At 58.5% G+C, this 21,034-nt stretch carries 28 protein-coding genes; 17 read left to right on the top strand and 11 right to left on the bottom strand.

Translation table 11 applies throughout. From position 1 onward, the window contains the following. Nucleotides 1-239 precede the first annotated feature (239 nt). From MHN28_RS15565 to MHN28_RS15550, 4 genes are read left to right on the top strand one after another with little or no spacing between them, the layout of a single operon-like run. Nucleotides 240-695, top strand: coding sequence for a RidA family protein (locus tag MHN28_RS15565; protein WP_170411616.1), 456 nt, complete (start codon nt 240-242; stop codon nt 693-695). Continuing rightward, nucleotides 692-1,459: a glycerophosphodiester phosphodiesterase family protein gene (locus MHN28_RS15560; RefSeq protein ID WP_239343349.1), complete on the top strand. Its 768-nt coding sequence runs from the start codon at nt 692-694 to the stop codon at nt 1,457-1,459. Before MHN28_RS15565 ends, MHN28_RS15560 begins: the two co-directional genes overlap by 4 nt. A gap of 45 nt (nt 1,460-1,504) precedes the next feature. Next, entirely contained in the window at nt 1,505-2,692 is a 1,188-nt protein-coding gene (locus MHN28_RS15555; RefSeq protein ID WP_239343347.1) for a GNAT family N-acetyltransferase, read from the top strand. Next, nucleotides 2,689-2,982 (top strand): 4a-hydroxytetrahydrobiopterin dehydratase, encoded by a 294-nt coding sequence (locus MHN28_RS15550; RefSeq protein ID WP_239343345.1) that lies wholly within the window; start codon nt 2,689-2,691, stop codon nt 2,980-2,982. Before MHN28_RS15555 ends, MHN28_RS15550 begins: the two co-directional genes overlap by 4 nt. Here MHN28_RS15550 and MHN28_RS15545 read toward each other — a convergent pair. From MHN28_RS15545 to MHN28_RS15530, 4 genes are all read right to left on the bottom strand, one after another. Beyond that, on the bottom strand, nt 2,979-3,287 hold the full coding sequence (locus MHN28_RS15545) for a hypothetical protein (protein WP_239343343.1): 309 nt from the start codon (nt 3,285-3,287) through the stop codon (nt 2,979-2,981). The genes MHN28_RS15550 and MHN28_RS15545 overlap by 4 nt on opposite strands. Before the next feature lie 34 nt (nt 3,288-3,321). Beyond that, a complete protein-coding gene (locus MHN28_RS15540; RefSeq protein WP_239343341.1) occupies nt 3,322-3,669 on the bottom strand; it encodes a hypothetical protein in 348 nt (115 codons plus the stop codon). Between the two features lie 11 nt (nt 3,670-3,680). Further along, nucleotides 3,681-3,926 (bottom strand): glycine zipper 2TM domain-containing protein, encoded by a 246-nt coding sequence (locus MHN28_RS15535; protein ID WP_239343339.1) that lies wholly within the window; start codon nt 3,924-3,926, stop codon nt 3,681-3,683. A gap of 102 nt (nt 3,927-4,028) precedes the next feature. Continuing rightward, nucleotides 4,029-4,514 (bottom strand): peroxiredoxin, encoded by a 486-nt coding sequence (locus MHN28_RS15530; protein ID WP_239343337.1) that lies wholly within the window; start codon nt 4,512-4,514, stop codon nt 4,029-4,031. Nucleotides 4,515-4,613: 99 nt separating this feature from the next. On the opposite strand from MHN28_RS15530, the gene MHN28_RS15525 reads away from it, so the two are divergent. The 4 genes from MHN28_RS15525 to MHN28_RS15510 all read left to right on the top strand — a co-directional run bounded on the left by MHN28_RS15525 (nt 4,614) and on the right by MHN28_RS15510 (nt 7,307). Then, a complete protein-coding gene (locus tag MHN28_RS15525; RefSeq protein WP_239343335.1) occupies nt 4,614-5,825 on the top strand; it encodes an NAD(P)/FAD-dependent oxidoreductase in 1,212 nt (403 codons plus the stop codon). Next, nucleotides 5,822-6,382 carry a 16S rRNA (guanine(966)-N(2))-methyltransferase RsmD gene (gene rsmD / locus MHN28_RS15520; protein ID WP_239343333.1) on the top strand — a complete coding sequence of 187 codons (561 nt, stop codon included), beginning with the start codon at nt 5,822-5,824 and terminating at the stop codon, nt 6,380-6,382. Before MHN28_RS15525 ends, rsmD begins: the two co-directional genes overlap by 4 nt. An 86-nt stretch (nt 6,383-6,468) precedes the next feature. After that, complete coding sequence (locus tag MHN28_RS15515) at nt 6,469-7,104, top strand: HAD family phosphatase (RefSeq protein WP_239343331.1); 636 nt, start codon at nt 6,469-6,471, stop codon at nt 7,102-7,104. A 23-nt stretch (nt 7,105-7,127) separates the two neighbouring features. Then, on the top strand, nt 7,128-7,307 hold the full coding sequence (locus MHN28_RS15510; protein ID WP_239343329.1) for a hypothetical protein: 180 nt from the start codon (nt 7,128-7,130) through the stop codon (nt 7,305-7,307). On the opposite strand, the gene map is transcribed toward MHN28_RS15510, so the two are convergent. Next, nucleotides 7,295-8,107, bottom strand: coding sequence for a type I methionyl aminopeptidase (gene map, locus MHN28_RS15505; protein ID WP_239343327.1), 813 nt, complete (start codon nt 8,105-8,107; stop codon nt 7,295-7,297). The two genes, MHN28_RS15510 and map, sit on opposite strands and share 13 nt — an antisense overlap. A gap of 192 nt (nt 8,108-8,299) precedes the next feature. Here map and MHN28_RS15500 point away from each other — a divergent pair, with 192 nt between their 5' ends. After that, nucleotides 8,300-9,964 (top strand): sulfotransferase, encoded by a 1,665-nt coding sequence (locus MHN28_RS15500; RefSeq protein ID WP_239343325.1) that lies wholly within the window; start codon nt 8,300-8,302, stop codon nt 9,962-9,964. A gap of 101 nt (nt 9,965-10,065) precedes the next feature. Here MHN28_RS15500 and sfsA read toward each other — a convergent pair whose 3' ends face one another. Both sfsA and MHN28_RS15490 read right to left on the bottom strand, forming a co-directional pair. Further along, nucleotides 10,066-10,761, bottom strand: a complete 696-nt coding sequence (sfsA, locus tag MHN28_RS15495) for a DNA/RNA nuclease SfsA (protein ID WP_239343323.1) — start codon at nt 10,759-10,761, stop codon at nt 10,066-10,068. A 39-nt stretch (nt 10,762-10,800) separates the two neighbouring features. After that, nucleotides 10,801-11,556: an SDR family NAD(P)-dependent oxidoreductase gene (locus MHN28_RS15490; RefSeq protein ID WP_239343321.1), complete on the bottom strand. Its 756-nt coding sequence runs from the start codon at nt 11,554-11,556 to the stop codon at nt 10,801-10,803. A gap of 100 nt (nt 11,557-11,656) precedes the next feature. On the opposite strand from MHN28_RS15490, the gene MHN28_RS15485 reads away from it, so the two are divergent. The 6 genes from MHN28_RS15485 to MHN28_RS15460 all read left to right on the top strand — a co-directional run bounded on the left by MHN28_RS15485 (nt 11,657) and on the right by MHN28_RS15460 (nt 15,978). Next, nucleotides 11,657-12,220, top strand: a complete 564-nt coding sequence (locus MHN28_RS15485) for a TetR/AcrR family transcriptional regulator (protein WP_239343319.1) — start codon at nt 11,657-11,659, stop codon at nt 12,218-12,220. Between the two features lie 70 nt (nt 12,221-12,290). Further along, nucleotides 12,291-13,013, top strand: a complete 723-nt coding sequence (locus tag MHN28_RS15480) for a molybdopterin-binding protein (protein WP_239343317.1) — start codon at nt 12,291-12,293, stop codon at nt 13,011-13,013. Further along, a complete protein-coding gene (locus MHN28_RS15475) occupies nt 13,010-13,738 on the top strand; it encodes a GNAT family N-acetyltransferase (RefSeq protein ID WP_239343315.1) in 729 nt (242 codons plus the stop codon). Before MHN28_RS15480 ends, MHN28_RS15475 begins: the two co-directional genes overlap by 4 nt. Nucleotides 13,739-13,773: 35 nt before the next feature. Beyond that, nucleotides 13,774-14,307, top strand: a complete 534-nt coding sequence (locus MHN28_RS15470; protein WP_255733215.1) for a peroxidase-related enzyme — start codon at nt 13,774-13,776, stop codon at nt 14,305-14,307. Continuing rightward, the gene (locus MHN28_RS15465; RefSeq protein ID WP_239343311.1) at nt 14,304-15,206 is read left to right on the top strand and encodes an OmpA family protein; all 903 of its coding nucleotides are present in this window, start codon (nt 14,304-14,306) and stop codon (nt 15,204-15,206) included. Before MHN28_RS15470 ends, MHN28_RS15465 begins: the two co-directional genes overlap by 4 nt. A gap of 52 nt (nt 15,207-15,258) precedes the next feature. Further along, nucleotides 15,259-15,978, top strand: coding sequence for an SDR family NAD(P)-dependent oxidoreductase (locus MHN28_RS15460; protein ID WP_239343309.1), 720 nt, complete (start codon nt 15,259-15,261; stop codon nt 15,976-15,978). 77 nt (nt 15,979-16,055) lie between these two features. Here MHN28_RS15460 and MHN28_RS15455 read toward each other — a convergent pair whose 3' ends face one another. Next, nucleotides 16,056-16,961, bottom strand: a complete 906-nt coding sequence (locus MHN28_RS15455; protein WP_239343307.1) for a LysR family transcriptional regulator — start codon at nt 16,959-16,961, stop codon at nt 16,056-16,058. Between the two features lie 229 nt (nt 16,962-17,190). Here MHN28_RS15455 and MHN28_RS15450 point away from each other — a divergent pair, with 229 nt between their 5' ends. Further along, entirely contained in the window at nt 17,191-17,631 is a 441-nt protein-coding gene (locus MHN28_RS15450) for a DUF4399 domain-containing protein (protein ID WP_239343306.1), read from the top strand. A gap of 26 nt (nt 17,632-17,657) precedes the next feature. Here MHN28_RS15450 and MHN28_RS15445 read toward each other — a convergent pair whose 3' ends face one another. The 3 genes from MHN28_RS15445 to MHN28_RS15435 all read right to left on the bottom strand — a co-directional run bounded on the left by MHN28_RS15445 (nt 17,658) and on the right by MHN28_RS15435 (nt 20,409). Next, complete coding sequence (locus MHN28_RS15445) at nt 17,658-18,035, bottom strand: hypothetical protein (RefSeq protein WP_239343305.1); 378 nt, start codon at nt 18,033-18,035, stop codon at nt 17,658-17,660. Beyond that, nucleotides 18,032-18,283 (bottom strand): hypothetical protein, encoded by a 252-nt coding sequence (locus MHN28_RS15440; RefSeq protein ID WP_239343303.1) that lies wholly within the window; start codon nt 18,281-18,283, stop codon nt 18,032-18,034. Before MHN28_RS15440 ends, MHN28_RS15445 begins: the two co-directional genes overlap by 4 nt. A gap of 98 nt (nt 18,284-18,381) precedes the next feature. Next, on the bottom strand, nt 18,382-20,409 hold the full coding sequence (locus MHN28_RS15435) for an NADPH-dependent 2,4-dienoyl-CoA reductase (RefSeq protein ID WP_239343301.1): 2,028 nt from the start codon (nt 20,407-20,409) through the stop codon (nt 18,382-18,384). Nucleotides 20,410-20,547: 138 nt separating this feature from the next. Between MHN28_RS15435 and MHN28_RS15430 the strand changes: the two genes are divergently transcribed. Further along, entirely contained in the window at nt 20,548-21,033 is a 486-nt protein-coding gene (locus MHN28_RS15430) for an RNA pyrophosphohydrolase (protein ID WP_239343299.1), read from the top strand. The last annotated feature ends 1 nt before the right edge of the window (nt 21,034 follow it).

Below are 21,034 nucleotides of genomic sequence, written 5' to 3'. Positions count from 1 at the left end.
TACTGCCTGTGGCCGTTTTGTCCGGCCTAATCCGATGTCACATATCCGTTTCACCACCAATATGAAACAGATAGCGTTTAACCCGCCCGACGGGTCTAGGTAAAGTGACACAAGTTCAACAGTTCGGAATAAGAAAAGTTACGCCCACTTTTGGTGCGGATCACATCGCTGTTTTCTCACTTTCCGATCCCGGTCTTCCCGGTTAGCTTCGCCCCGACTCAAAATTGGGAGGAAACTTCATGAGCATCGCGGCTAAACTGGAAAGCCTGGGCGTCAACCTGCCGGACGCACCTGCGCCGGCTGCCAACTACGTGCCGTTCGTGCGCGTGGGAAACATCGTCTATGTTTCGGGCCAGATCTCGAAGGATGATGATCTGATCACCGGCAAGCTAGGGGATGACATGGAGGTGGAAGCGGGCGCTGCCGCGGCCAAGGTCTGTGCCATCAACCTGCTGGCGCAAGTCAAAGCAGCCTGCGGTGGCGACATCGAAAAGCTGGTCCGGGTTATCAAGCTGACCGGTTTCGTGAACTCGACTGCCGATTTCACCGCGCAACCGCAGGTGATCAACGGCGCATCGGATTTCCTGGTCGAAGCGCTGGGTGACGCGGGTCGCCACTCGCGCTCGGCCGTCAGCGCGGCGGCGTTGCCTTTGGGCGTCGCTGTCGAGATCGAAGGCATTTTCGAAGTTCAATGACGCCTTCGCTGCCTGACGCCTTCCTTCAAGTCCCGCTGGCGCATCGCGCGCTGCACGACAAAGAGGACAACCGCCCGGAAAACAGCCGGGCGGCCATTCGTGCCGCTGTCGAAGCCGGGTATGGGATCGAAATCGATCTGCAACGGACCTCAGACAACCGCGCAATGGTGTTTCATGACTACGACATGAAACGTCTGACCGGGCAGCCCGGACCGATCCAGCAGATCACGTCGGCCCAGGCTTCGGAAACGGCATTGCTGCACGCAGATGATGGCATCCCGACGTTGGATGAGGTGCTGGACATCGTGTCGGGCAAAGTGCCGCTGCTGATCGAATTCAAGGATCAGGATGGCACCATGGGCACATCCGTGGGTCCGTTGGAACAGGACGCGGTGCGCGCCTTGCAGGGCTATGAAGGGCCGGTTGCGCTGATGTCGTTCAACCCCAATTCCGTGGCCGAACTGGCGCGGCTGGCTCCGAATTTGCCGCGCGGTATCGTGACAGGATCGTACCAGCCTAAGGTCGAGCTGCTGCCTCAGAGCGTCTGTGACCATCTGCGCGACATCCCCGATTTCGACCGCGTCGGTGCCAGTTTCATCAGTCATGAGGTTGAGGATCTGGATCGCCCCCGTGTGGCCGAGCTGAAGGCGCGCGGCGTGCCGATCCTGTGCTGGACGGTGCGGTCGCCCGAACAAGAGGCAAAGGCGCGCGCAGTTGCCGATAATGTGACCTTCGAAGGGTATCTCGCCGCGCATTCGGGTTGATCCAACCCCACGTCGTCACAGATAAAGATCAGACGCGGAGGGCATATGGATCAGGCACAGATCGAAGTTCGGATACTGGGCTCGTTGTCGCAGATACCTGCGGCAGAGTGGGATAGTTGCGCCTGCCCGGAGGTTGCAGATGGCGGCCGTCCGTTTGACCCCTTCACGACCCATCGGTTTTTGTCGGCTCTGGAAAACAGCGGTTCAGTCGGGCGAGGCACCGGTTGGCAGCCTCAGTACCTGACGGCTTATCTGGACGGCATGCTGATCGCGGCGGCACCGATGTACGCAAAATCCCACAGCCAGGGCGAGTACATCTTTGACCACAACTGGGCGCATGCCTACGAAAACGCGGGCGGGCGGTATTATCCCAAGCTGCAGATCGCGGTACCGTTCACGCCCGCGACAGGTCGCAGGTTTCTGGTGCGACCAGGTTATGATGCGATTGGACTTTCTGCGCTGGTACAGGGGGCCGTACAACTGGCCGCCGACAATCAGGTGTCCTCGATCCACGCGACCTTTTGCACCGAAGAAGAGGCGCTGGCAGGAGAGCAAATGGGTCTGATGCTGCGCCATTCGCAGCAATTCCATTGGCTGAACGATGAATACACTGACTTTGACGGGTTTCTCGCGGCACTATCCTCGCGCAAACGCAAGAACATCCGCAAAGAGCGCGCGCAGGCCAACGATTTTGGTGGCGAAATCCGCACTCTGACGGGGGAAGACCTGCGCCCGGAACATTGGGACGCCTTCTGGCAGTTCTATCAGGATACCGGGTCACGAAAGTGGGGCATGCCTTATCTGACCCGTCAATTCTTTGATATTGCGCATGAAACCATGACAGATGATATGGCTCTGGTGCTGGCGGAACGGGATGGACACCCCATCGCGGGGGCGCTGAATTTTATCGGTCGCGAAACGCTTTATGGCCGGTACTGGGGCTGTGTCGAGCATCACGCCTGTCTGCATTTCGAACTGTGCTATTATAGGGCGATCGACTTTGCCATCGCGGACGGTCTGGCACGGGTCGAGGCTGGTGCGCAGGGCGAACACAAGCTGGCGCGCGGCTATCTGCCCACGCGCACGCATAGCTTGCATTGGGTCAGCGACCCGGGCTTTGCGGATGCGATCAAGAAATACCTGGACGCCGAGGCCAACGCAGTGGGAGAAGAGATCGAGATTCTGACGGACTATGGCCCGTTCAGAAAACCGAACCCGGAGGAACAGCAATGACGGAGTTACTGTCGACCGAGACGCGCGGCCCCCTTCTGGACCCGCTGTTCAAGAACGGCTGGACCATGGTCAAGGACCGGGACGCGTTGACGAAAACCTTTATTTTCGAGGATTTCGTTCATGCATTCGGTTGGATGACCCAAGTGGCGATCTTTGCCGAGAAATGGAACCACCATCCTGAATGGTCAAACGTTTACCGCACGGTCGAGGTGGTTCTGTCGACCCATGATGTGGGCGGGCTTTCTGCGCAGGACGCCAAGCTTGCGCGCAAGATGGACAGTCTCGTCTAACGGTCTCCTCTTGATCCCATTCCTCCTGCGAGGGTGGCGATTTCCCCAAGACGCCGGAATTCGGCGGGCGTGAGCGTGCCGTCGCTGACGTCAATGTCGCCGGGGATACGGGTTGTTCGGTTTCCAACCGACCTCACGCTGCGTGCTGATGGATTGATGTCCAGACAGCGGGTCTCATAGCAGGTCAGGCCCGAGATGCTGATCTGAATTCGGGCCTGTCCGTCCGGTCCGGTCACCACGGGCGCCTGTGGCGCGTCACAGGCGGCAAGAAATCCCAGAATGCCGAGGGTAAACCACTTTTTCATTCTACGCTCCTGTCTGTGCCGCCTGGGGCTGAGTTCAATCCAACTGGCCGTTTCCGTCCTGATCGGCCGATGAGAAATCAGCGTTCATTTGCGCGTTGTATTCAGCCCTGGAAATAAGATCGTCGTTGTTTTGGTCAACATTCTGGAACTGCTTAATGTCCAGAAAAGGTTTTGCCTCTTCCAGCCCGAGCGTTCCGTTCTTGTCTTCGTCCATTTCCTGAAAGGCATAGTCCGAAAACGCGTTGAACTCATCCTTGGACAGGAAACCATCATTGTTCGCATCAATGGCGTTCAGTTGCTTTTCGTGCAGTTCCCCTGCAGATTCCGCAGAAACTGCACTAGCCAACATAACGACGGCTGCCGTGAAAATTCCTAGTTTCATCGCAAATCTCCTTAGCACGCGTAACGCTGACCCGAGGCGCCGCCCGCTACGGCACCGGCCGCGGTCAGAATGTCCCGGCCCGAGCCACCGCCGAACTGATTGCCAATGACGCCGCCGACAAGCGCACCACCTAAAGTACCGCTGAGACAGGCAATTTCATGCTGTCGCGCCTGTTGCTGCTGGGGCGTTGGGGCCGGACCGCAAGCGGCCAAAGCGCCCGCTGAGCCCAGAACAAGTGTGATTACTTTCAGTTTCATCAACGAACTCCCTGATTTAATAGGGCAAGTATCGGCCCATCAGGGAGTTGCATCAAGTTAAATAGGATTCAAATGGCCCCGGCAGTTCCGGGGCCGATTGCCTCAGATGGAATCCAACAGACCTTCGCCGGCCGAAACCTCGCAGGCACCCGGGTTTTCTTCCAGGTTCAGTGCTGTGATCTTGCCGTCCTCAACCAGCATGGCATAGCGTTTCGACCGTGCGATCAGGCCCACGGGTGGGGCGTCGAAATCCATGCCAATAGCCTTGGTGAATTCGGATGCGGCATCGGCCAGCATGGTCAGACCAGCGCCGGTCGCGCCTGTCGCTTCTCCCCACGCGCCCATTACAAAGGGATCGTTGACGGAGACGCAGATGATCTCGTCCACGCCCTTGGCTTCGAATTGGTCCTTGGTGCGCATAAAGCTGGGCACATGGGCCGAATGGCAAGTCGGCGTGAATGCGCCAGGCACGGCGAAGATCACGACTTTGCGGCCCTTGGTCTTGTCTGAAATCCGAACCTCTTCGGGTCCTTCCGCCCCCATTTGGGTCAACGTTGCGTCGGGAAGCATATCACCTGTTGAAATCATCTTGTTCCTCCTGTCGATTGGATTTGCAGAGTCGGGCTCAGCCGCAATATAGGTGAGCGCGTGAATGAAACCACGGGTATTTGACGGGGCAGGAAGAAGATGAGCCATATTGTTGTGATCGGAGCCGGACAGGCGGGATCGTCGCTTGTTGCGCGGCTGCGCAAGGACGGGTTTGAAGGCGACATCACTTTGATCGGGGCCGAGCCGCATCTGCCCTATCAGCGCCCGCCGCTGTCCAAGGCCTATCTGCTGGGTGAGATGGAGCTTGAGCGTCTGTTCCTGCGTCCCGAGAGCTTTTACACCGACAACAACATCACGCTGCGTCTGGGACAGCGCGTGACCGCGATTGATCCTAAGGCTAAAACCGTATCGCTGGGCGATGAGGTGATTTCCTACGATGAACTTGCCCTGACCACTGGCTCAGACCCGCGCTACCTGCCAGCCGCTATCGGCGGGGAGCTGGAAGGCGTCCATGTCGTGCGCGATCTGACGCATATCGACGAGATGGAGCCCCGAGTGAAAGAGGGCGCCCGCGCCCTGATCGTTGGTGGCGGTTACATTGGGCTTGAGGCGGCTGCCGTTTGCGCCAAGCGCGGTGTCAAGGTTACTCTGGTTGAGATGGCCGATCGCATCCTGCAACGTGTCGCGGCGCCGGAAACCAGCGATTACTTCCGCGCTCTGCACAGCGAGTACGGTGCCGATATCCGCGAAGGGGTCGGGCTGGACCGTCTGGTGGGCCAAGATGGTAAGGTCACCGGAGCCATCCTGACCGACGGCACCGAGCTGGAGGTCGATTTCGTCGTGGTAGGCGTAGGCATTGCTCCGTCGACACAGCTGGCCGAGATGGCTGGGCTGGAGCTGGACAACGGGATCAAGACCGACGCCCACGGGCGCACGTCCGATCCGTCGATCTGGGCGGCTGGCGATTGTGCCTCATTCCCGCATAACGGCGGCCGTATCCGGTTGGAGAGCGTGCCGAATGCCATAGACCAGGCCGAGATCGTTGCGCAGAACATGCTGGGTGCCGCTAAGGACTACGTTGCGACGCCGTGGTTCTGGTCGGATCAGTATGACGTCAAATTGCAAATTGCGGGTCTAAATACCGGATATGATCGTGTAATCACCCGCAAGGGTGAGGGGCAAACGGTGTCGTACTGGTACTATAAAGGCGATCAGCTGATCGCCGTGGACGCGATGAACGACCCGCGCGCCTACATGATCGGCAAACGCCTGATCGAGGCCGGTAAAACCGCTGATCCCGCGATCGTGGCGGACCCGGAAGCGGATCTGAAACCGCTGCTCAAGGCGTGAGGATCATCGCCGGAGAGTTCCGGGGCCGCGCTCTGGCCTCGGTTGGCAAAGGCGACGCCGGGGCGCATCTGCGCCCCACCACGGACCGGGTCCGCGAGAGCCTGTTCAACGTTCTGAGCCACCAAATCGCTTTTGATGGCCTGCGTGTGCTGGATCTGTTCGCAGGAACAGGTGCGCTGGGGCTTGAGGCCCTCTCGCGCGGTGCGGCGCATGTCACCTTTGTCGACGACGGGCGTGTCGCACAGGGATTGATCCGCAAGAACATCGATCTGACGCGCAGCGCTGACCGCACGGACCTGATCCGTCGCGACGCGACACGCTTGGGCGAGAATACCCAAGCAGCCTATGATCTGATTTTTTTGGACCCACCCTACGGAAAGTCCCTGGGCCAGAAAGCCCTGACCAAGGCGATTGAAGGCGGATGGATAGCTGATGACGCGTTGGTTGTATGGGAAGAGAATGCACCTATGGTCGCGCCTGACGGCTTTACGACGCAAGATAACCGAAGGTTCGGCGACACGCATATCTCATTGATGTGGAACAGTGTTTCAGACTGAAACAGGGTGTCAAAAATGACGCTTGTCAGAAACTTGTCAACCCGTCCCCCCTCGGATACGCAACGCTATAACAGGCTGAGGTCCCAATGCACGATCTGGTGATTTTCGATTGCGACGGCGTTCTGGTCGATAGCGAGCCCCTGTCTAATCAGGTGATGATTGAAAGCCTCGCGCGCTATGGCCTGCCTCTGACGATGGGCGAGTGCATGGCGCTTTTTGTCGGAACGACCATGGCCAAGGCGCAGGAGATTGCCCAAGAAATGGGTGCAAATTTGCCCGATGCATGGATTGACGAGGTGTACCGGGAAACCTATGCCCGGTTGCGCGATGGCGTGCCCCTTGTTCCGGGTGCGCGTGAATTGCTGATGCATTTGGAGGCCAAAGCTATTCCGTACTGCGTGGCTTCGAACGGTCACATTGAGAAAATGCAGATCACGCTGGGCCAGAACGATCTGTGGGACCGATTCCAGGGCGCGATGTTCTCAGCCTATACCGTGGGCGTCGGCAAACCAGATCCCACGATGTTCCTGACCGCCGCGCGCCACTTCGGGGCCAAGTCGCCGGTCGTGATAGAAGACAGCGCCAGCGGAGCCACGGCAGCGATCCGCGCCGGTATGCGATGCCTAGGCTACGCAGCGCATGATGACGGGGCGCAACTTGCCGAAATCGGAGCTGAGGTCTTTTCCGATATGGCCGAGGTTCCGGCTCTTTTGGGAATCTGACCCGACCATGGTAAGCTCGGTCCATGGATCGCGCTTTAACCTCACCCCTCTGGACACTTTCGAAGGACGCCGAAGCCCGCACTGGGCCGGAACCTAAGCCGATGCGCGCGCCTGTCTTCATCCACGATGCAATCACACCGTGGGGGTCAGAGACATTGCTGTTGAAACTCCTGCGCGAGCAGGCCGCCGATCAGGACGAATAGGTCGGGTGGAACTTGCCGCCCGGGGACAGGGTAAAAATCTCGACCCCATCTGCCGTCACACCCACAGAGTGTTCAAACTGTGCTGACAGGGACTTGTCGCGCGTCACGGCGGTCCAGTCATCGGCCAGCGTTTTGGTTTCGGGACGGCCCAAATTCACCATCGGTTCGATGGTGAAGAACATACCCTCTTCCAGTACCGCACCCGTACCCGGACGGCCATAATGCAGAACATTTGGTGGCGCGTGGAACACCCGGCCCAGACCGTGGCCGCAGAAATCGCGCACGACGCTCATCCGGTGCGCCTCGACATAGGCCTGAATGGCGTGACCGATATCGCCGAAGGTGTTGCCCGGCTTGACCGCTTCGATTCCCTTGAACAGCGCATCATGGGTCACCTGGATCAGGCGCTCGGCCTTGCGGGGCAGTTTGCCCGCCACGTACATGCGCGAAGTATCGCCGAACCAGCCGTCAACGATGACCGTGACGTCGATATTCAGGATATCGCCGTCCTTCAGACGCTTGTCGCCGGGAATGCCGTGACAGACCACGTGATTCACACTGATGCAACTGGCGTGCTGATAGCCCTTGTAGCCAATCGTCGCCGATGTCGCGCCTGCATCCTCGACCATCTGCGTGATGAGCCCGTCAATCGCGCCGGTGGTCTGGCCGGGAAAGACATGGCTGGCAATATCGTCGAGTATCCGCGCGGCCAAGGCCCCTGCCGCGTGCATGCCGGCAAAGTCACCCTGTTCATAGATGCGGATGCCGTCCTTGGTCAGGCGGCCACGATGTTCTTTCATCGACGCTAAGCTCCAAATGTTTCGCGCAGCACTCCTTTTACGCTGCTTGCGCAGAAAGTACCAGAGGGTGTTGGGTCGCGGTTGCCATAACTGTGATTGCAGGCTGCGTATCGCAGGTGGACCCTCAAGGTAGAATGAACTAGCACAAGACAGATTTCATACGGTTGATTAAGAAAAAAGGGAGGCAGGCCAATGCAGAAAGCTGACCAGTTGAAGGCCGAAATTTCCGGCATTGCAGAACTGCTTCAATCCGGAAAGTACGAGAGGGCATTCAAACGGGCAACCAAGGCCGCAAAAAAGTGGCCGAAGGCCGCGGCCTTGCCTAGGTTGGCGGGCTTGTGTGCCGTGCAGCAGCAAAAGTTCAAGCTGGCTCAGACTTTTTTTGAGCGCGCCTGGCGCCTGGAGCCGGGCAACCCGGACCTGATCCAGAACTATGGGCTGAGTCTTGTTCAGGGTGGTGAGTCTGAGGCTGCCTTGCGGTTTATCGACAAAATCGAGGCAAAGGGCCCCTTGGCCCCTGGCCAGCAGCTGATCCGGGCGTTGGCCGCGCTGCGCGAACATCGGGCTGCTGAGGCCCTTGTCGCCATCGAGCAGGTCCTGGAGCACCAGCCCGAAAATCTGCAAGCCTATTGTTTGAAGGCGGATATTTTGGACGAAATGCAGCACTGGGACCGTGCGCTTGACGTTTTGACCGCGCTATCCAAACAGCATCCAAAGTTTCAATATGGGCAGCTGCGTCTGGCCAAGGCGCATGTCGGGCTGGGGCAACTGGATCATGCGCTGACCCACGGTCGTGCCGCGATTGAGCTGGATCCGGATAATGCCGAAACCCTGCAATTCATGGCGTCGCTTCCCAACCTGTCCGATCAGGAAAAAGGAGCGCTGAAAGCGCGTACGGCAAAGCTGATTGAGGCTGATCCGGCAAATCGCGAAGCAGCAGCCATGCTTCATTTCGCGGCCGCAAGTCTTGCGAAATCTGACAAAGATATCCCTCAAGAGATGCAGCATTTGAACCAGGCGCATAAATTGACGCGCAAAGGATTCGACGGGTGGGAAGATCGCAACGCCCAGCAGTGTCGAGCCATATTGTCGGCACCTGTGCCGGTTGAGGCTGCCCTGCACTCAGACGGACCGCGCCCCATATTTGTCATTGGTCTGCCCCGGTCCGGCACAACGTTGGTCGAGCGCATTTTGTCGTCGCATTCCGGTGTGCAGGGTCTGGGTGAGCTGCCGACCGTGCATCTCTGGGCCAGAAAAACAACGCCATCAAATTGGAGCGAAGCGCAGGCGCTGTCTGATTTCTACTTCCAAAGCCTGCCCGAGCTTGACGAAGGTATCATGGCTTTTGTCGACAAGGCACCGGGCAACTATGCCTATGTCGGTGCAATGGCGCAGGCCTTCCCCAACGCCGTCATTCTGAATGTCGAGCGCGACCCCAGAGACATCGCTCTTTCGATGTGGCGTGCGCAATTCGGCGCTGGAGGGTTGTATTTCACCCATGACCTGAAATGGATGGCGGCCGAGGCGAACCGGTATCAGCGCTACATGCGCCACTGGCGTGATGTTCTGCCCACCCGCGTTCATGACGTCCGCTATGAAATGCTGGTCAATAATTTGCAATCCACCGCCGAGGAACTGGCGCAGGTCTGCGATCTGACCTTCGAAGACGCCATGTTGTCCCCTGACAAATCCGAAAGCGCGATAAAAACGGCCAGTAACCTGCAGGCGCGACGGCCGGTGAACACATCCTCAATTGGTGGGTGGAAGGCTGTAGAGGGTCAGTTCGAGCCGTTTGTGAAGGCGCTGGATTCGAATTTGTGGCCAGAGGTGTCTGGCGGCAGTCTTAAGCTCACTTGAGCCAAATCGCAGCACGATGAGACCCTAATCAGCGGGTGTGCTACCTAGTGCCTTTGATTGCGGTCTGCACTGGGCGCACCCAAATGCATGGCGACTGGCTCTTATTGCAGGCGCGTTCCGACCCCGACCCCCTCTGGCGACATAAGGGTGTCATAGACCAACCGTTCGACACCCTTGGCTTGCGCTTCCTCAAATGCTGCCGCGTAAGCCGGGTCGATATCCGCAGCCAGTGCAAGCCGGTCGCAATCGGTGCGCTGCACCAGATACAGCATGATCGCCCGGTGCCCTTGTCCCACCATCGTCGCCAGCTCGCCCAGATGTTTGGTGCCGCGCGCTGTGACGCTGTCCGGGAACTCTGCCAGCCCGGGTTCGCGGGACAGGGTGACACTTTTGACCTCGACATAGGCGTCCGGCAGGCCGGGTTGGGTCAGCAGAAAGTCGATCCGGCTGTTTTCGCCGTATCTGACCTCGGGGCGGACGGTTTCATAGGCGGCGAGTTCGGGAATCTCTCCAGCCTCCAGCGCAGCGCGCAGGGCTTTGTTGGGGACCGACGTGTCAACTCCGGTGTAATGTCCATTCTCATGATCGACCAGCCGCCAGCCGTATTTCAGCTTCTTCTTCGGGTCATCATTGGGTTCCAGCCAGATCTTCTCGCCCGGTTCGGCAAGGCCCATCATTGAACCCGGATTGGCGCAATGGGCGGTCACCTCTTGCCCGTCCTCCAACCGGCAATCGGCCAGAAAGCGTTTGTAACGACGGATCAGGCGAGCGGGGATCAATGGGGTGGCAAATTTCATGCCACCCGAATTAGCGTGTGCGTGTCCGCAAGGGAAGAGTCAGACGAGGCCTGCCATCACGCCACCGTCCACGTCCCAAATGGCGCCGGTGACCCATGCGGTGCCGTCAGACAGAAGATGTGTGACCGTTTGCGCGACATCCTCAGGGCGGCCGACGCGGCCGATCGGGTGGAATGCGTCAAATGCATCGGTCAGGGTTTCTTCGATCTGGCCCGGTTCGATGAAGGTGCCATAGATGGGCGTTACCACCACCGCCGGAGAAACCGCATTCACGCGGATGCCGTGTTCCGCCAGCTCCATCGCAAGGTGCTGCGTTAGCGAATGAAGGCCCGCTTTGGCCATGGAATACGCCGAGGATGGCGTGGCCCGTACCGCCTGTTTCGCCCACATAGAGCCTATATTCACGATGCTGCCGCCACCATTGGCCTTCATGTTTTCGGCCACCGCTTGCGTGATGAAAAAGGTTGCGCGATTCAGGTCCATGTAGCTGTCATAGTCCTCGCCGGTATGTTCCAGAAACGGTTTTGGAGCGAATGTCCCAGCCGCATTGACCAGCCCATGGATGTGATCGCCGGTCGATTGGATCTGGGCAATCAACGCCTCGACGTCTGCTTTATCGCGCAGGTCAGCGCGGTGCGTGTCCGCGGCTACCCCTAGTTCCGCCTTTGCGGCGTCCAACTTCTCGGTGGATGAGCCGACCAGCGTGACGTGTCCTCCGCCCGCTACGATCTGGCGCGCCGTTGCCAGACCCATTCCGCTGGATCCGCCGATTATCAATGTTGTTAGCTGTGTCATGATCAGATTCCCTATCTACTGATAGGTAGAAATATTGGGCTGGCAAACGCCAGTTCAACCCCCTATCTAATGATAGGTAGAGAATTGAACCTGAACGCTTATGGCAAAATCAGAAAAACCACTGTCAGAAACCGCCAACCGAATTTTGGACGTGGCCGAGCGTATGGCGCGGCAGGGTGGATATTACGCCTTTAGTTTCCGCGATATCGCGGCGGAAATCGGCATAAAGTCTGCCAGTATTCATTACCATTTTCCAACCAAAGAAGCGTTGGGCGAAGCACTGGTGACCCGGTACACGGATCGGTTTCTGGGTGCGTTGGGCAGGTTGGATGAGGCGACGCCGACGGAGTCCTTGGAGCAATACGTGGCGGCCTACAGACGAGCATTGATAGAACAGGATTTGATGTGCCTGTGTGGAATGTTCGGTGCTGAAGTCGCCAGACTGCCCGACCCAGTGGCCAGACGTACGCGTGAGTTCTTCGAACGCAATCTGGTGTGGCTCGAAACGGTGTTCCGGGCCGCCGGTGCTAAAAACCCCCAGGCGCGGGCAGGTGAAACCATTGCCCGGCTTGAAGGGGCGATGATTCTGGCGCGGTCGATGAACGATATGGACCTGTTCCATCGCGTCACGGATGATTTGCCAGCCGAAGCCCTGCGCGATTAACAAACGGGCCTTGCGAGGCCCGGCAGGAACGATATCTTGCGGCCTGTGCCATAGCAGGAAAGGACAGGTCATGCCGAACCCAACCGCAGCGATGCTTGTGATCGGGGATGAAATCCTGTCGGGCCGCACCCGGGATGCAAATATGCACTACCTGGCGCAGGAACTGACCAAGCAGGGGATCGACCTGAAAGAAGTTCGCATGGTCAGCGACGACGCCTCGGCCATCGAAGAAGCGGTCCGCGCGTTGTCCGAAAGTTTTGACCATGTTTTTACCAGCGGCGGCATTGGCCCGACACATGACGACATCACGGCTGACTGCATTGCTCGGGCTTTTGGAGCGGCGATCGACGTGAGGGACGATGCTCGTGCTTTGCTGGAACGGCATTACGAGAATTCAGGGCTGGAGTTGAACTCCGCGCGCCTGCGTATGGCGCGCATCCCGGACGGCGCGACGCTGATAGAAAACCCAGTCTCGACCGCGCCCGGCTTCTCGCTGGAGAATGTGCATGTGATGGCGGGAATCCCGACGATCTTTCAGGCCATGGTGGCAAGTGTTCTACCTCGACTGACCGGCGGCGATCCGCTGTTGTCGCAAACGCTGCGGGTCAACAGAGGCGAGGGGGATATTGCATCGATCCTGTCTACTTTGGCTGATGATTTTCCCGATCTTGCCGTCGGAAGTTACCCGTTCCAGGTGAATGGTGTTTTCGGCTCTAACGTGGTGGTTCGGGGGACGGACGGGTCAAAGGTCGACGCGGCCACAACCCGGTTGGCGAAAGAGCTGGAGCTTTGAGCCCGAACTGGCCCGACATCGTCGACGGGACCTGGCCAGCTGCCCGATATGAAACGCTGGGTCCGTTCCGGCTGCGGCAAGGGTTGGGCGGCGGTTCGCGCGTTTCTGCGGCCAATGCGCTGGGACCAGCGACCGAAGCGCAGCTCAGGGCTGCTGAAGAAGCAATGCGCGCCATGGGTCAGCGACCCATAATCTGCCTTCGTCCCAAAGACGAAATGCTGGATCAACAGCTAGCGGATCGAGGATATGACATTCTGGATCCGGTCAACATTTATGAATGCCCGGTGCAACGTCTGACCGACACGCCGATCCCCAGGGTCACAGCCTTCACGATCTGGAGCCCGCTGGCCATCATGAAGGAGATTTGGGCACAGGGTGGTATCGGGCCGGAACGACTGGCTGTCATGGATCGTGCCCAAGGGCCGAAAACGGGGATCTTGCTGCGCCGGTCTGATCAGCCAGCCGGAACAGGGTTTGTCGCTATTCATGACAAGGTCGCGATGGTGCACGCGCTGGAAATTCTACCGGAACATCGTCGTCAGGGGCTTGGCCAATGGGCTATGCGGGCGGCGGCTTTTTGGGCGCAGGATAATGGCGCTGAAACACTCAGCGTGATTTGTACCAAAGCCAATGACGGGGCAAATGGTCTCTACCACGCGCTCGGGATGGCGATCACCGGGGAATACCATTATCGTCAGCTTGTCCAAGGAGATAGCCCGCTGTGACCGACCAAACCCTTCCCACCGCACTGGTCCTGCCGATGGTGGACCCGCTGCCGCCCGAGACGCAGAAGTACTTTGATATCTGTGTCGAGAAATTGGGTTTTGTGCCCAATGTTCTGAAGGCTTATGCCTTCGATATCGACAAACTGAACGCTTTTACCGCCACGTATAATGACCTGATGCTGGGTGACAGCGGATTGTCCAAGCTGGAACGCGAAATGATTGCCGTGGTCGTCTCTGCGATCAACAAGTGCTTTTATTGTCTCGTGGCTCACGGCGCTGCTGTTCGGCAATTGTCGGGCAATCCGCAACTGGGTGAGATGCTGGTGATGAACTACCGCGTGGCCCCACTGGACGACCGTCAGCGCGCCATGCTGGACTTTGCCGCCAAAATGACCACTGCCAGTACCGAGATCGAAGAGCCCGACCGCCAGCGCCTGCGGGATGTGGGTTTCAGCGACCGGGATATTTGGGACATCGCCAATGTCACCGGCTTTTTCAACATGTCGAACCGGGTGGCCAGCGCGACGGCTATGGCTCCGAACGACGAATACCACGCACAGGCCCGATGATCCGAACCGCTGCCCTTTGTCTGTTGTTGCTGGCCGGTCAGGCCGTTGCGCAGAACCTGACCATGCCTTCCGGGGCACGGCTTGTCAGCGACCGCACGAGCGCATTGGACAGTTACGAACTGCCTATTGGTCCCTTTGCCGACGGGGCCGTTCCCGCGCGCGAGGTTGAGGGAAAGGTAGAGCGGTTCACATGGCGCCTTCAGTCCGGGTCCAGCACAACGCTCCAGTTGCTGGCCCCGTTGCGCGACCAGATTGCCGCCCAGGGGTATGAAATCCTGCTCGATTGCCAGGCCAGTGTCTGTGGTGGTTTTGACTTCCGTTTTGGTACCGAAGTGGTGCCCACGCCGGATATGTATGTTGCCATTCAGGATTACCGGTTTTTGTCAGCCGCCGAAGGGGACGCCGTGGTCAGCCTGTTGGTCAGCCGCAATCCACCCGACGGGTACGTGCAGATGATCCGGGTGACTCCGGTTGGGGTAACGGCCCCGCCGCCTCTGGTGATCGAGGAAACAGTCAATCCGTCGGGTAGCTTGCTGGCCGGTCTCGAACAGAACGGCCATGTGATTCTGGATGACCTGCATTTCCGCACCGGAGAGATCACCTTGGGCGAGGGGCCATTCTCCTCGCTGGAATTGATTGCAGAGTTCCTGGCCAAAAACCCCGATACTCGATTGGCGCTTGTGGGGCATACGGACGACACCGGCGCGCTGGAGGCCAATATCTCGGTCAGCACTGGCCGCGCACAGACCGTGCGTGTTCGATTGATCGAAAAACATGGGGTCGCAGCGGATCGGATTGAGGCTCGGGGGATCGGGTATCTGGCCCCTCTGACCTCGAATGCGACGCCAGAGGGACGCGACCTGAACCGCCGTGTCGAAGCCGTTTTGTTGGTAAACTGACTTCTGTACATTAGATCACCTAGAGATCTGACTACGAACACAGGAGCTTCTCATGCCGGACCAGACGCACGCCCCTCAGGCGTTGATCATCGGGGCAGGGGCGGGTTTATCAGCTTCGTTTGCGCGGGCATTGGCAAAGGATGGGTTCAACCTGCATCTGGCCGCGCGCAATCTTTCGAATCTGGGCCAATTGGCGGCCGAAACCGGAGCGGAGTTGCATCAGTTGGACGGCACCAACGCCGAAGCCGTGGCCGCGCTGGTAGCCGGTCTACCGGGTGAGCTGCGCGTCGCTTGCTACAACCCTTCTGCGCGCCAGCGGGGGCCGATCACCGAACTTGATCCGGAAACCGTGCGAAAGGCGGTCGAAGTGACCTCCCACGGCGCTTTCCTGCTGGGACAGGCTGCTGCCCGTCGGATGCTGGCGCAAGAGATGCGGGATAACCGCCGTGGCACCATCCTGTTCACTGGTGCGTCGGCAGGGGTCAAAGGGTTTCCGATGTCGGCCCCCTTTGCCATGGGCAAGTTCGCCCAGCGTGGTCTGGCGCAATCCATGGCGCGTGAGCTTCATCCCAAGGGCATTCATGTCGCGTGGATCAATATCGATGGCGGTATCCGCAATGCATCGCGCCCTGAACGGGTTGAGGCCGAGGACAACCCCGACAGTATGCTGAACCCCGACGCCATCGCACGGGAATACATGCACCTGATCCATCAGGACCGCTCGACATGGAGCGATGAGCTAACCCTGCGGCCATGGGTCGAACGGTTCTGAACGTTCCCGGCATAACCGGCCGCAAAAAAAAGACCCGCGCTATTTGGCGCGGGCCGTTCCAGTTCACCGAGGTTAATTCACCAATCCATCGGGCCTTTCTCGTGAAAGGCATCGACAAGAAAATCTATGAATGCCCGAACCTTGGGCTGAGTAAAGCGCCCGGGTGGGTAAACGGCGTAGACGCCCTGCACCTCATCGGGCAGCGATGGCATCGCGTCCAGAACCAATCCGGATTTCAGTGCGTCTGCGTACAGGTAGCTGGGCAGATACGCGATCCCCAACCCGGAAATGGCAGCGTTCAACAGCGACTGGCCGTCATTGACGCTCAGCCAGCCAGCGGTGCGCACCTGCCGTTTTTCACCCGACGGCGCGGTCAGTTTCCACACATTGCCAGATGACTGGCTGGAGTAATGCAGCAGCTTGTGTTCGTTCAGATCGTCGATTTTCTGCGGGCGTCCGAATTTCTCGACATAGCTGGGTGCCGCAACCATCCGCTTGACGGTTTCCGTTAGCTTGCGAGCGCGCAGGGTGCTGTCTTCCAACTCACCAATCCGCACGGCTACGTCAAACCCTTCGGAAATCAGTTCGACATAGCGGTTGTTCAAAACCATGTTCACGGTGATATCCGGATAGGCTGCAAGAAACTCGGACAAGACCGGGGACAGATGATTTACACCGAAATCCGTGGCCACGCTGATCCGAAGCAGACCCGAGGGGGCGGACTGCATCGAAGTAACAAGCGCATCGGCCTCACCTGCGTCATTCAAAACACGGCGCGCGCGGTCATAGTACGCCAGACCAATCTCGGTCGGTGATACACGCCGGGTCGTTCGGTTCAGCAGCCTTGCGCCCAATCGGGCCTCAAGGCTGGAAACATGCTTTGACACGGCCGATTTGGAGATGCCCATTTTTTTGGCCGCATCGGTGAAGCCACCCTGGTCCACCACATTGGCAAAGGCTTCCATTTCGGTCAGTCGATCCATTCTAGTACCCCAGGAATTCTGTTCTTTGGCTAACTGTGGCCTCCAATCTGGGCGGAAACTAGGCAGACATTGGATAATATCGGGGATTTAAATCGGATCGTTTGCAGATGGGAAACGCAGAAACGATGGTTTCCGAGTTGGCCACAAAGCCTGTAACTCAAGGATTTTAGGCGAAGTTGGCGGAATATGTTAACATGAGAATGGCAAATTTGTGTCCACGGAGGAGAACATGAAAGCCATTTTAGCCATCGCAGCTCTGTACCTGTCCGCATCCCTTGCATTGGCCGGGGGTGAAACTCCCTCGAACCCGGATGCGAAGGTCTATTTCGCAAACCTGTCGGACGGTGACACGGTTCAGTCACCGGTAACTGTGGTTTTTGGTCTGAGTGGTATGGGGGTGGCGCCCGCCGGGACCGAGGCCGAAAACACTGGTCACCATCACCTGCTTGTCGACCGCCCACCGTTGGGTGAGGGTGAAGACGGTGCGGATGAACTGGCCTATGGTCTGCCCTCGGACGATAACCATTTGCATTTCGGTGGCGGTCAGACGGAGGTGACGCTGGAGCTTGCTCCGGGTGAACACACACTGCAGCTGGTTCTGGGCGATGCCGGTCACGTGCCGCACGCCACGCCGATTGTGTCCGAAGTGATTACGATCACGGTCGAATAGGCTGTGCGCCCAGTCCGCCGACCTGTCTACGCGGCGACGGGCAGCAGGAAGACTCCGCGCGCCAGCGCCGAATTCAGCCGTTCTTTCGAATACCATTGGTTGAGTACAGTCTTGGCCATCAGATCTGGGTTTTCTCGCGTGAAAGCCTCAAAGCCCTTGGTTTGAGTATTGGCAAGACGCTCAGCGATCAGGCTCATGAACGCGTAAGTGATCGTCAGGTTGAACTTATCCGGAGCGCCCGCCTTGGCCGCAAGCGTGCGAATGCCTTTGGCATAGATCGTGGCAGCATCAATGAAATCATATTTGCGAAGCAGGTCGTAAGCGACCTGCACATGTTCGGCATGCCCGAAGGTCGTGTTGTCGATGGCGTGTGCCTCAAACGCGCTGGTGATATCGGCGCTCATTCTCCGTCCTCCTTGAAACGGTGACTGTCCTCGGCTGTCCAGTCGAGGTCGTAGACACTTTTGAGTTGTTTGATTTTCTCCAGCGTTTCCTCGGAAAACGCCGGCTTGTTTTCAAAGCTATGCAGGGCGATGCCCTCGATCAGATCGCCAAGGGTCATGTCCAGCGACTCTGCCAGTCCTTTGAGAACTTTCAGCAGGCGCTTTTCGATTCGAATTCCCGTCTGGGTGCGTTCTATTTTCTGATTCATGACGTACATATGTATATTGGTAACTACAGAGTCAAGCAGCACAGAAAAAAAGCCGCCTCTTTCGAGACGGCTTTCTTAAGTGTGAATGTGACACTGTTTTAGAATGAAGCAGCCAAACGCGTGCCCTGATTGATCGCGCGCTTGGCGTCCAGTTCGGCGGCGACATCCGCACCGCCGATCACGTGCGGGGTGATGCCTCGTTCGATCAACGCATCCGCAAGGCTGCGTTCGGACACTTGGCCGGAACATAGAACGATTGTGTCCGCCGCGACTACGGTGGGGTCGGCACGTTCATCGCCAAAGCTGATATGCAAGCCGTCATCGTCTATGTGTTCGTAATTCACGCCGCCCACAAAGTTGACGTCTTTCATCTTAAGGGTGGCGCGGTGAATCCAGCCAGTGGTCTTGCCCAGACCTTTGCCATGGGCCTGCTTTTTGCGCTGCAGCAAGGTGACGTCACGCGCAGGTGCCGCGGGCTGTGGACCTTCTGGCGCGAGGCCCGAGCGGTGTTCAGCCGGGTCGGTCACGCCCCATTCCTTCATCCATGCGGGCAGGTCGGTTGTGACGCTGTGGCCATCTTCCAGCAGGAACTCTGACACGTCAAACCCGATGCCGCCTGCGCCGATCACCGCTACGGATTTGCCGACTTCGGCCTTGTCGCGCAGCACGTCAATATAGCTGATGACGTTGTCCCGATCTTGCCCGGGAATCCGCGGGTCGCGCGGCGTGACACCGGTGGCGATCACTACCTCGTCAAAGCCGCTCAGGTCGTCAGCGCTGATCTCGCGGTTGAGTTCAACTTTGACGCCCAGATCGGCTATCATGGTGCGATACCAGTCGACCAGCCCCCAGAACTCTTCCTTGCCCGGCACCTGCTTGGCCATGTTCAGCTGACCGCCAATCTCCGAGGCGCGGTCGAACAGGGTCACGTCATGACCACGCTGGGCAGCGGTCATCGCTGTAGACAATCCCGCCGGGCCTGCACCGACGATGGCAACGGTTTTGGGCGTGTCGGCCACGCCGATTTCCAGTTCGGTCTCATGGCAGGCGCGCGGGTTCACAAGGCACGACGTCAGTTTGCCGTTGAACGTGTGGTCCAGGCAGGCCTGGTTGCATGCAATACACGGCGCAATCTTGGCCGCTTCACCTACAATCGCCTTGTTCACAAAATCCGCATCAGCCAGCATCGGCCGTGCCAGAGACACCATATCCGCGCAGCCAGTCGACAGGACCTCTTCGGCGACCTCGGGCGTGTTGATCCGGTTCGAGGTGATGACCGGAATCGACACCTTGCCCATCAACTTTTTTGTCACCCAGGCAAACGCAGCGCGGGGAACACTGGTGGCAATGGTCGGAATTCGCGCCTCGTGCCAGCCGATACCGGTGTTGATGATCGTGGCACCTGCTTCTTCGATGCGCTGGGCCAGTTCAACGACCTCTTCATGGGTCGAGCCATTGGGGATAAGGTCAATCATCGACAGGCGGTAGATGATGATGAAGTCGGTGCCCACGGTCTCGCGCGTGCGGCGCACCACCTCGATGGGCAGGCGCATGCGGTTCTCGTAAGACCCGCCCCAACGGTCGGTGCGCTTGTTGGTGTGGGTCACCAGAAACTGGTTCAGGAAATACCCCTCAGACCCCATGATCTCGACCCCGTCATAGCCCGCCTTCTGGGCCAGAACGGCGGCGTTCACGATGTCGGCGATCTGTTTCTCTATGCCTTCCTCGTCCAGCTCATTCGGCGGGAAGGGTGAGATCGGGGATTTCACCGGGCTGGGGGCCACGCATTTCGGACCGTAAGCATAACGGCCTGCGTGAAGGATCTGCATCGCGATCTTGCCGCCTGCTTCATGCACGCGCTGCGTCACGATGGAATGGTTCGCCACTTCTTTGTCGTTGGTCATCATGGACGCGCCGGGCAAAACCGAGCCTTCAAGGTTCGGGCCAATTCCGCCCGTCACCATCAGGGCGACACCACCGCGGGCGCGGTCGGCATAGAATTCGGCCACGCGGTTCCAGTCGCCGGTTTCTTCTAGCCCTGTGTGCATCGACCCCATCAGGACGCGGTTCTTCAAAGTGGTAAAGCCCAGATCCAGCGGGGCCAGCATGTTTGGGTACGCAGTCATGGCGAACTCTCCCTCCCGATTTCTCGACGCTAGATTGACGTTCGCGTCAACGTTGTCACGCGAAACCTAACGTCAAACCCTTTGCTGGGGCCTTGGGGCTTGATACAGACGTCTCAAAGCACATTCATGAGGCCGCGCATGACTCCCGAAGAAATCGCCAAACTGCCCTATCGTCCCTGCGTGGGACTTATGCTGATGAACGCCGATGGCAAGATTTTCGTTGGCCAGCGCAATGACCGCCACAAAGAGGCCTGGCAAATGCCTCAGGGCGGCGTCGACAAAGGCGAAGACCCGCGCGACGCGGCGCTGCGTGAATTGTGGGAGGAAACGGGGGTTACATCCGACCTTGTCGAGATCGTAGCCGAGACCGACGGCTGGCTGCCTTATGATCTGCCGCATGACATCGTGCCCAAAATCTGGAAGGGCCGCTATCGCGGGCAGGAACAGAAATGGTTTTTGCTACGATATACGGGCCGGGACGACCAGATCGACATCCAGACAGAGCATCCGGAATTCACTCAATGGAAATGGCAGGACCCCGGTAAGCTGATCGAAGAGATCGTGCCGTTCAAACGTGAGGTTTACCAGCAAGTGGTTGCCGCCTTTGCCGATCACCTGTCATAAG

The sequence above is a fragment of the Ruegeria sp. Ofav3-42 genome (assembly GCF_022347725.1).
In the GTDB taxonomy this organism is placed as follows: domain Bacteria; phylum Pseudomonadota; class Alphaproteobacteria; order Rhodobacterales; family Rhodobacteraceae; genus Ruegeria.
The sequence above is the reverse complement of the archived record's forward strand: the minus strand, read 5'-3'. Positions and strand labels throughout refer to the sequence as shown.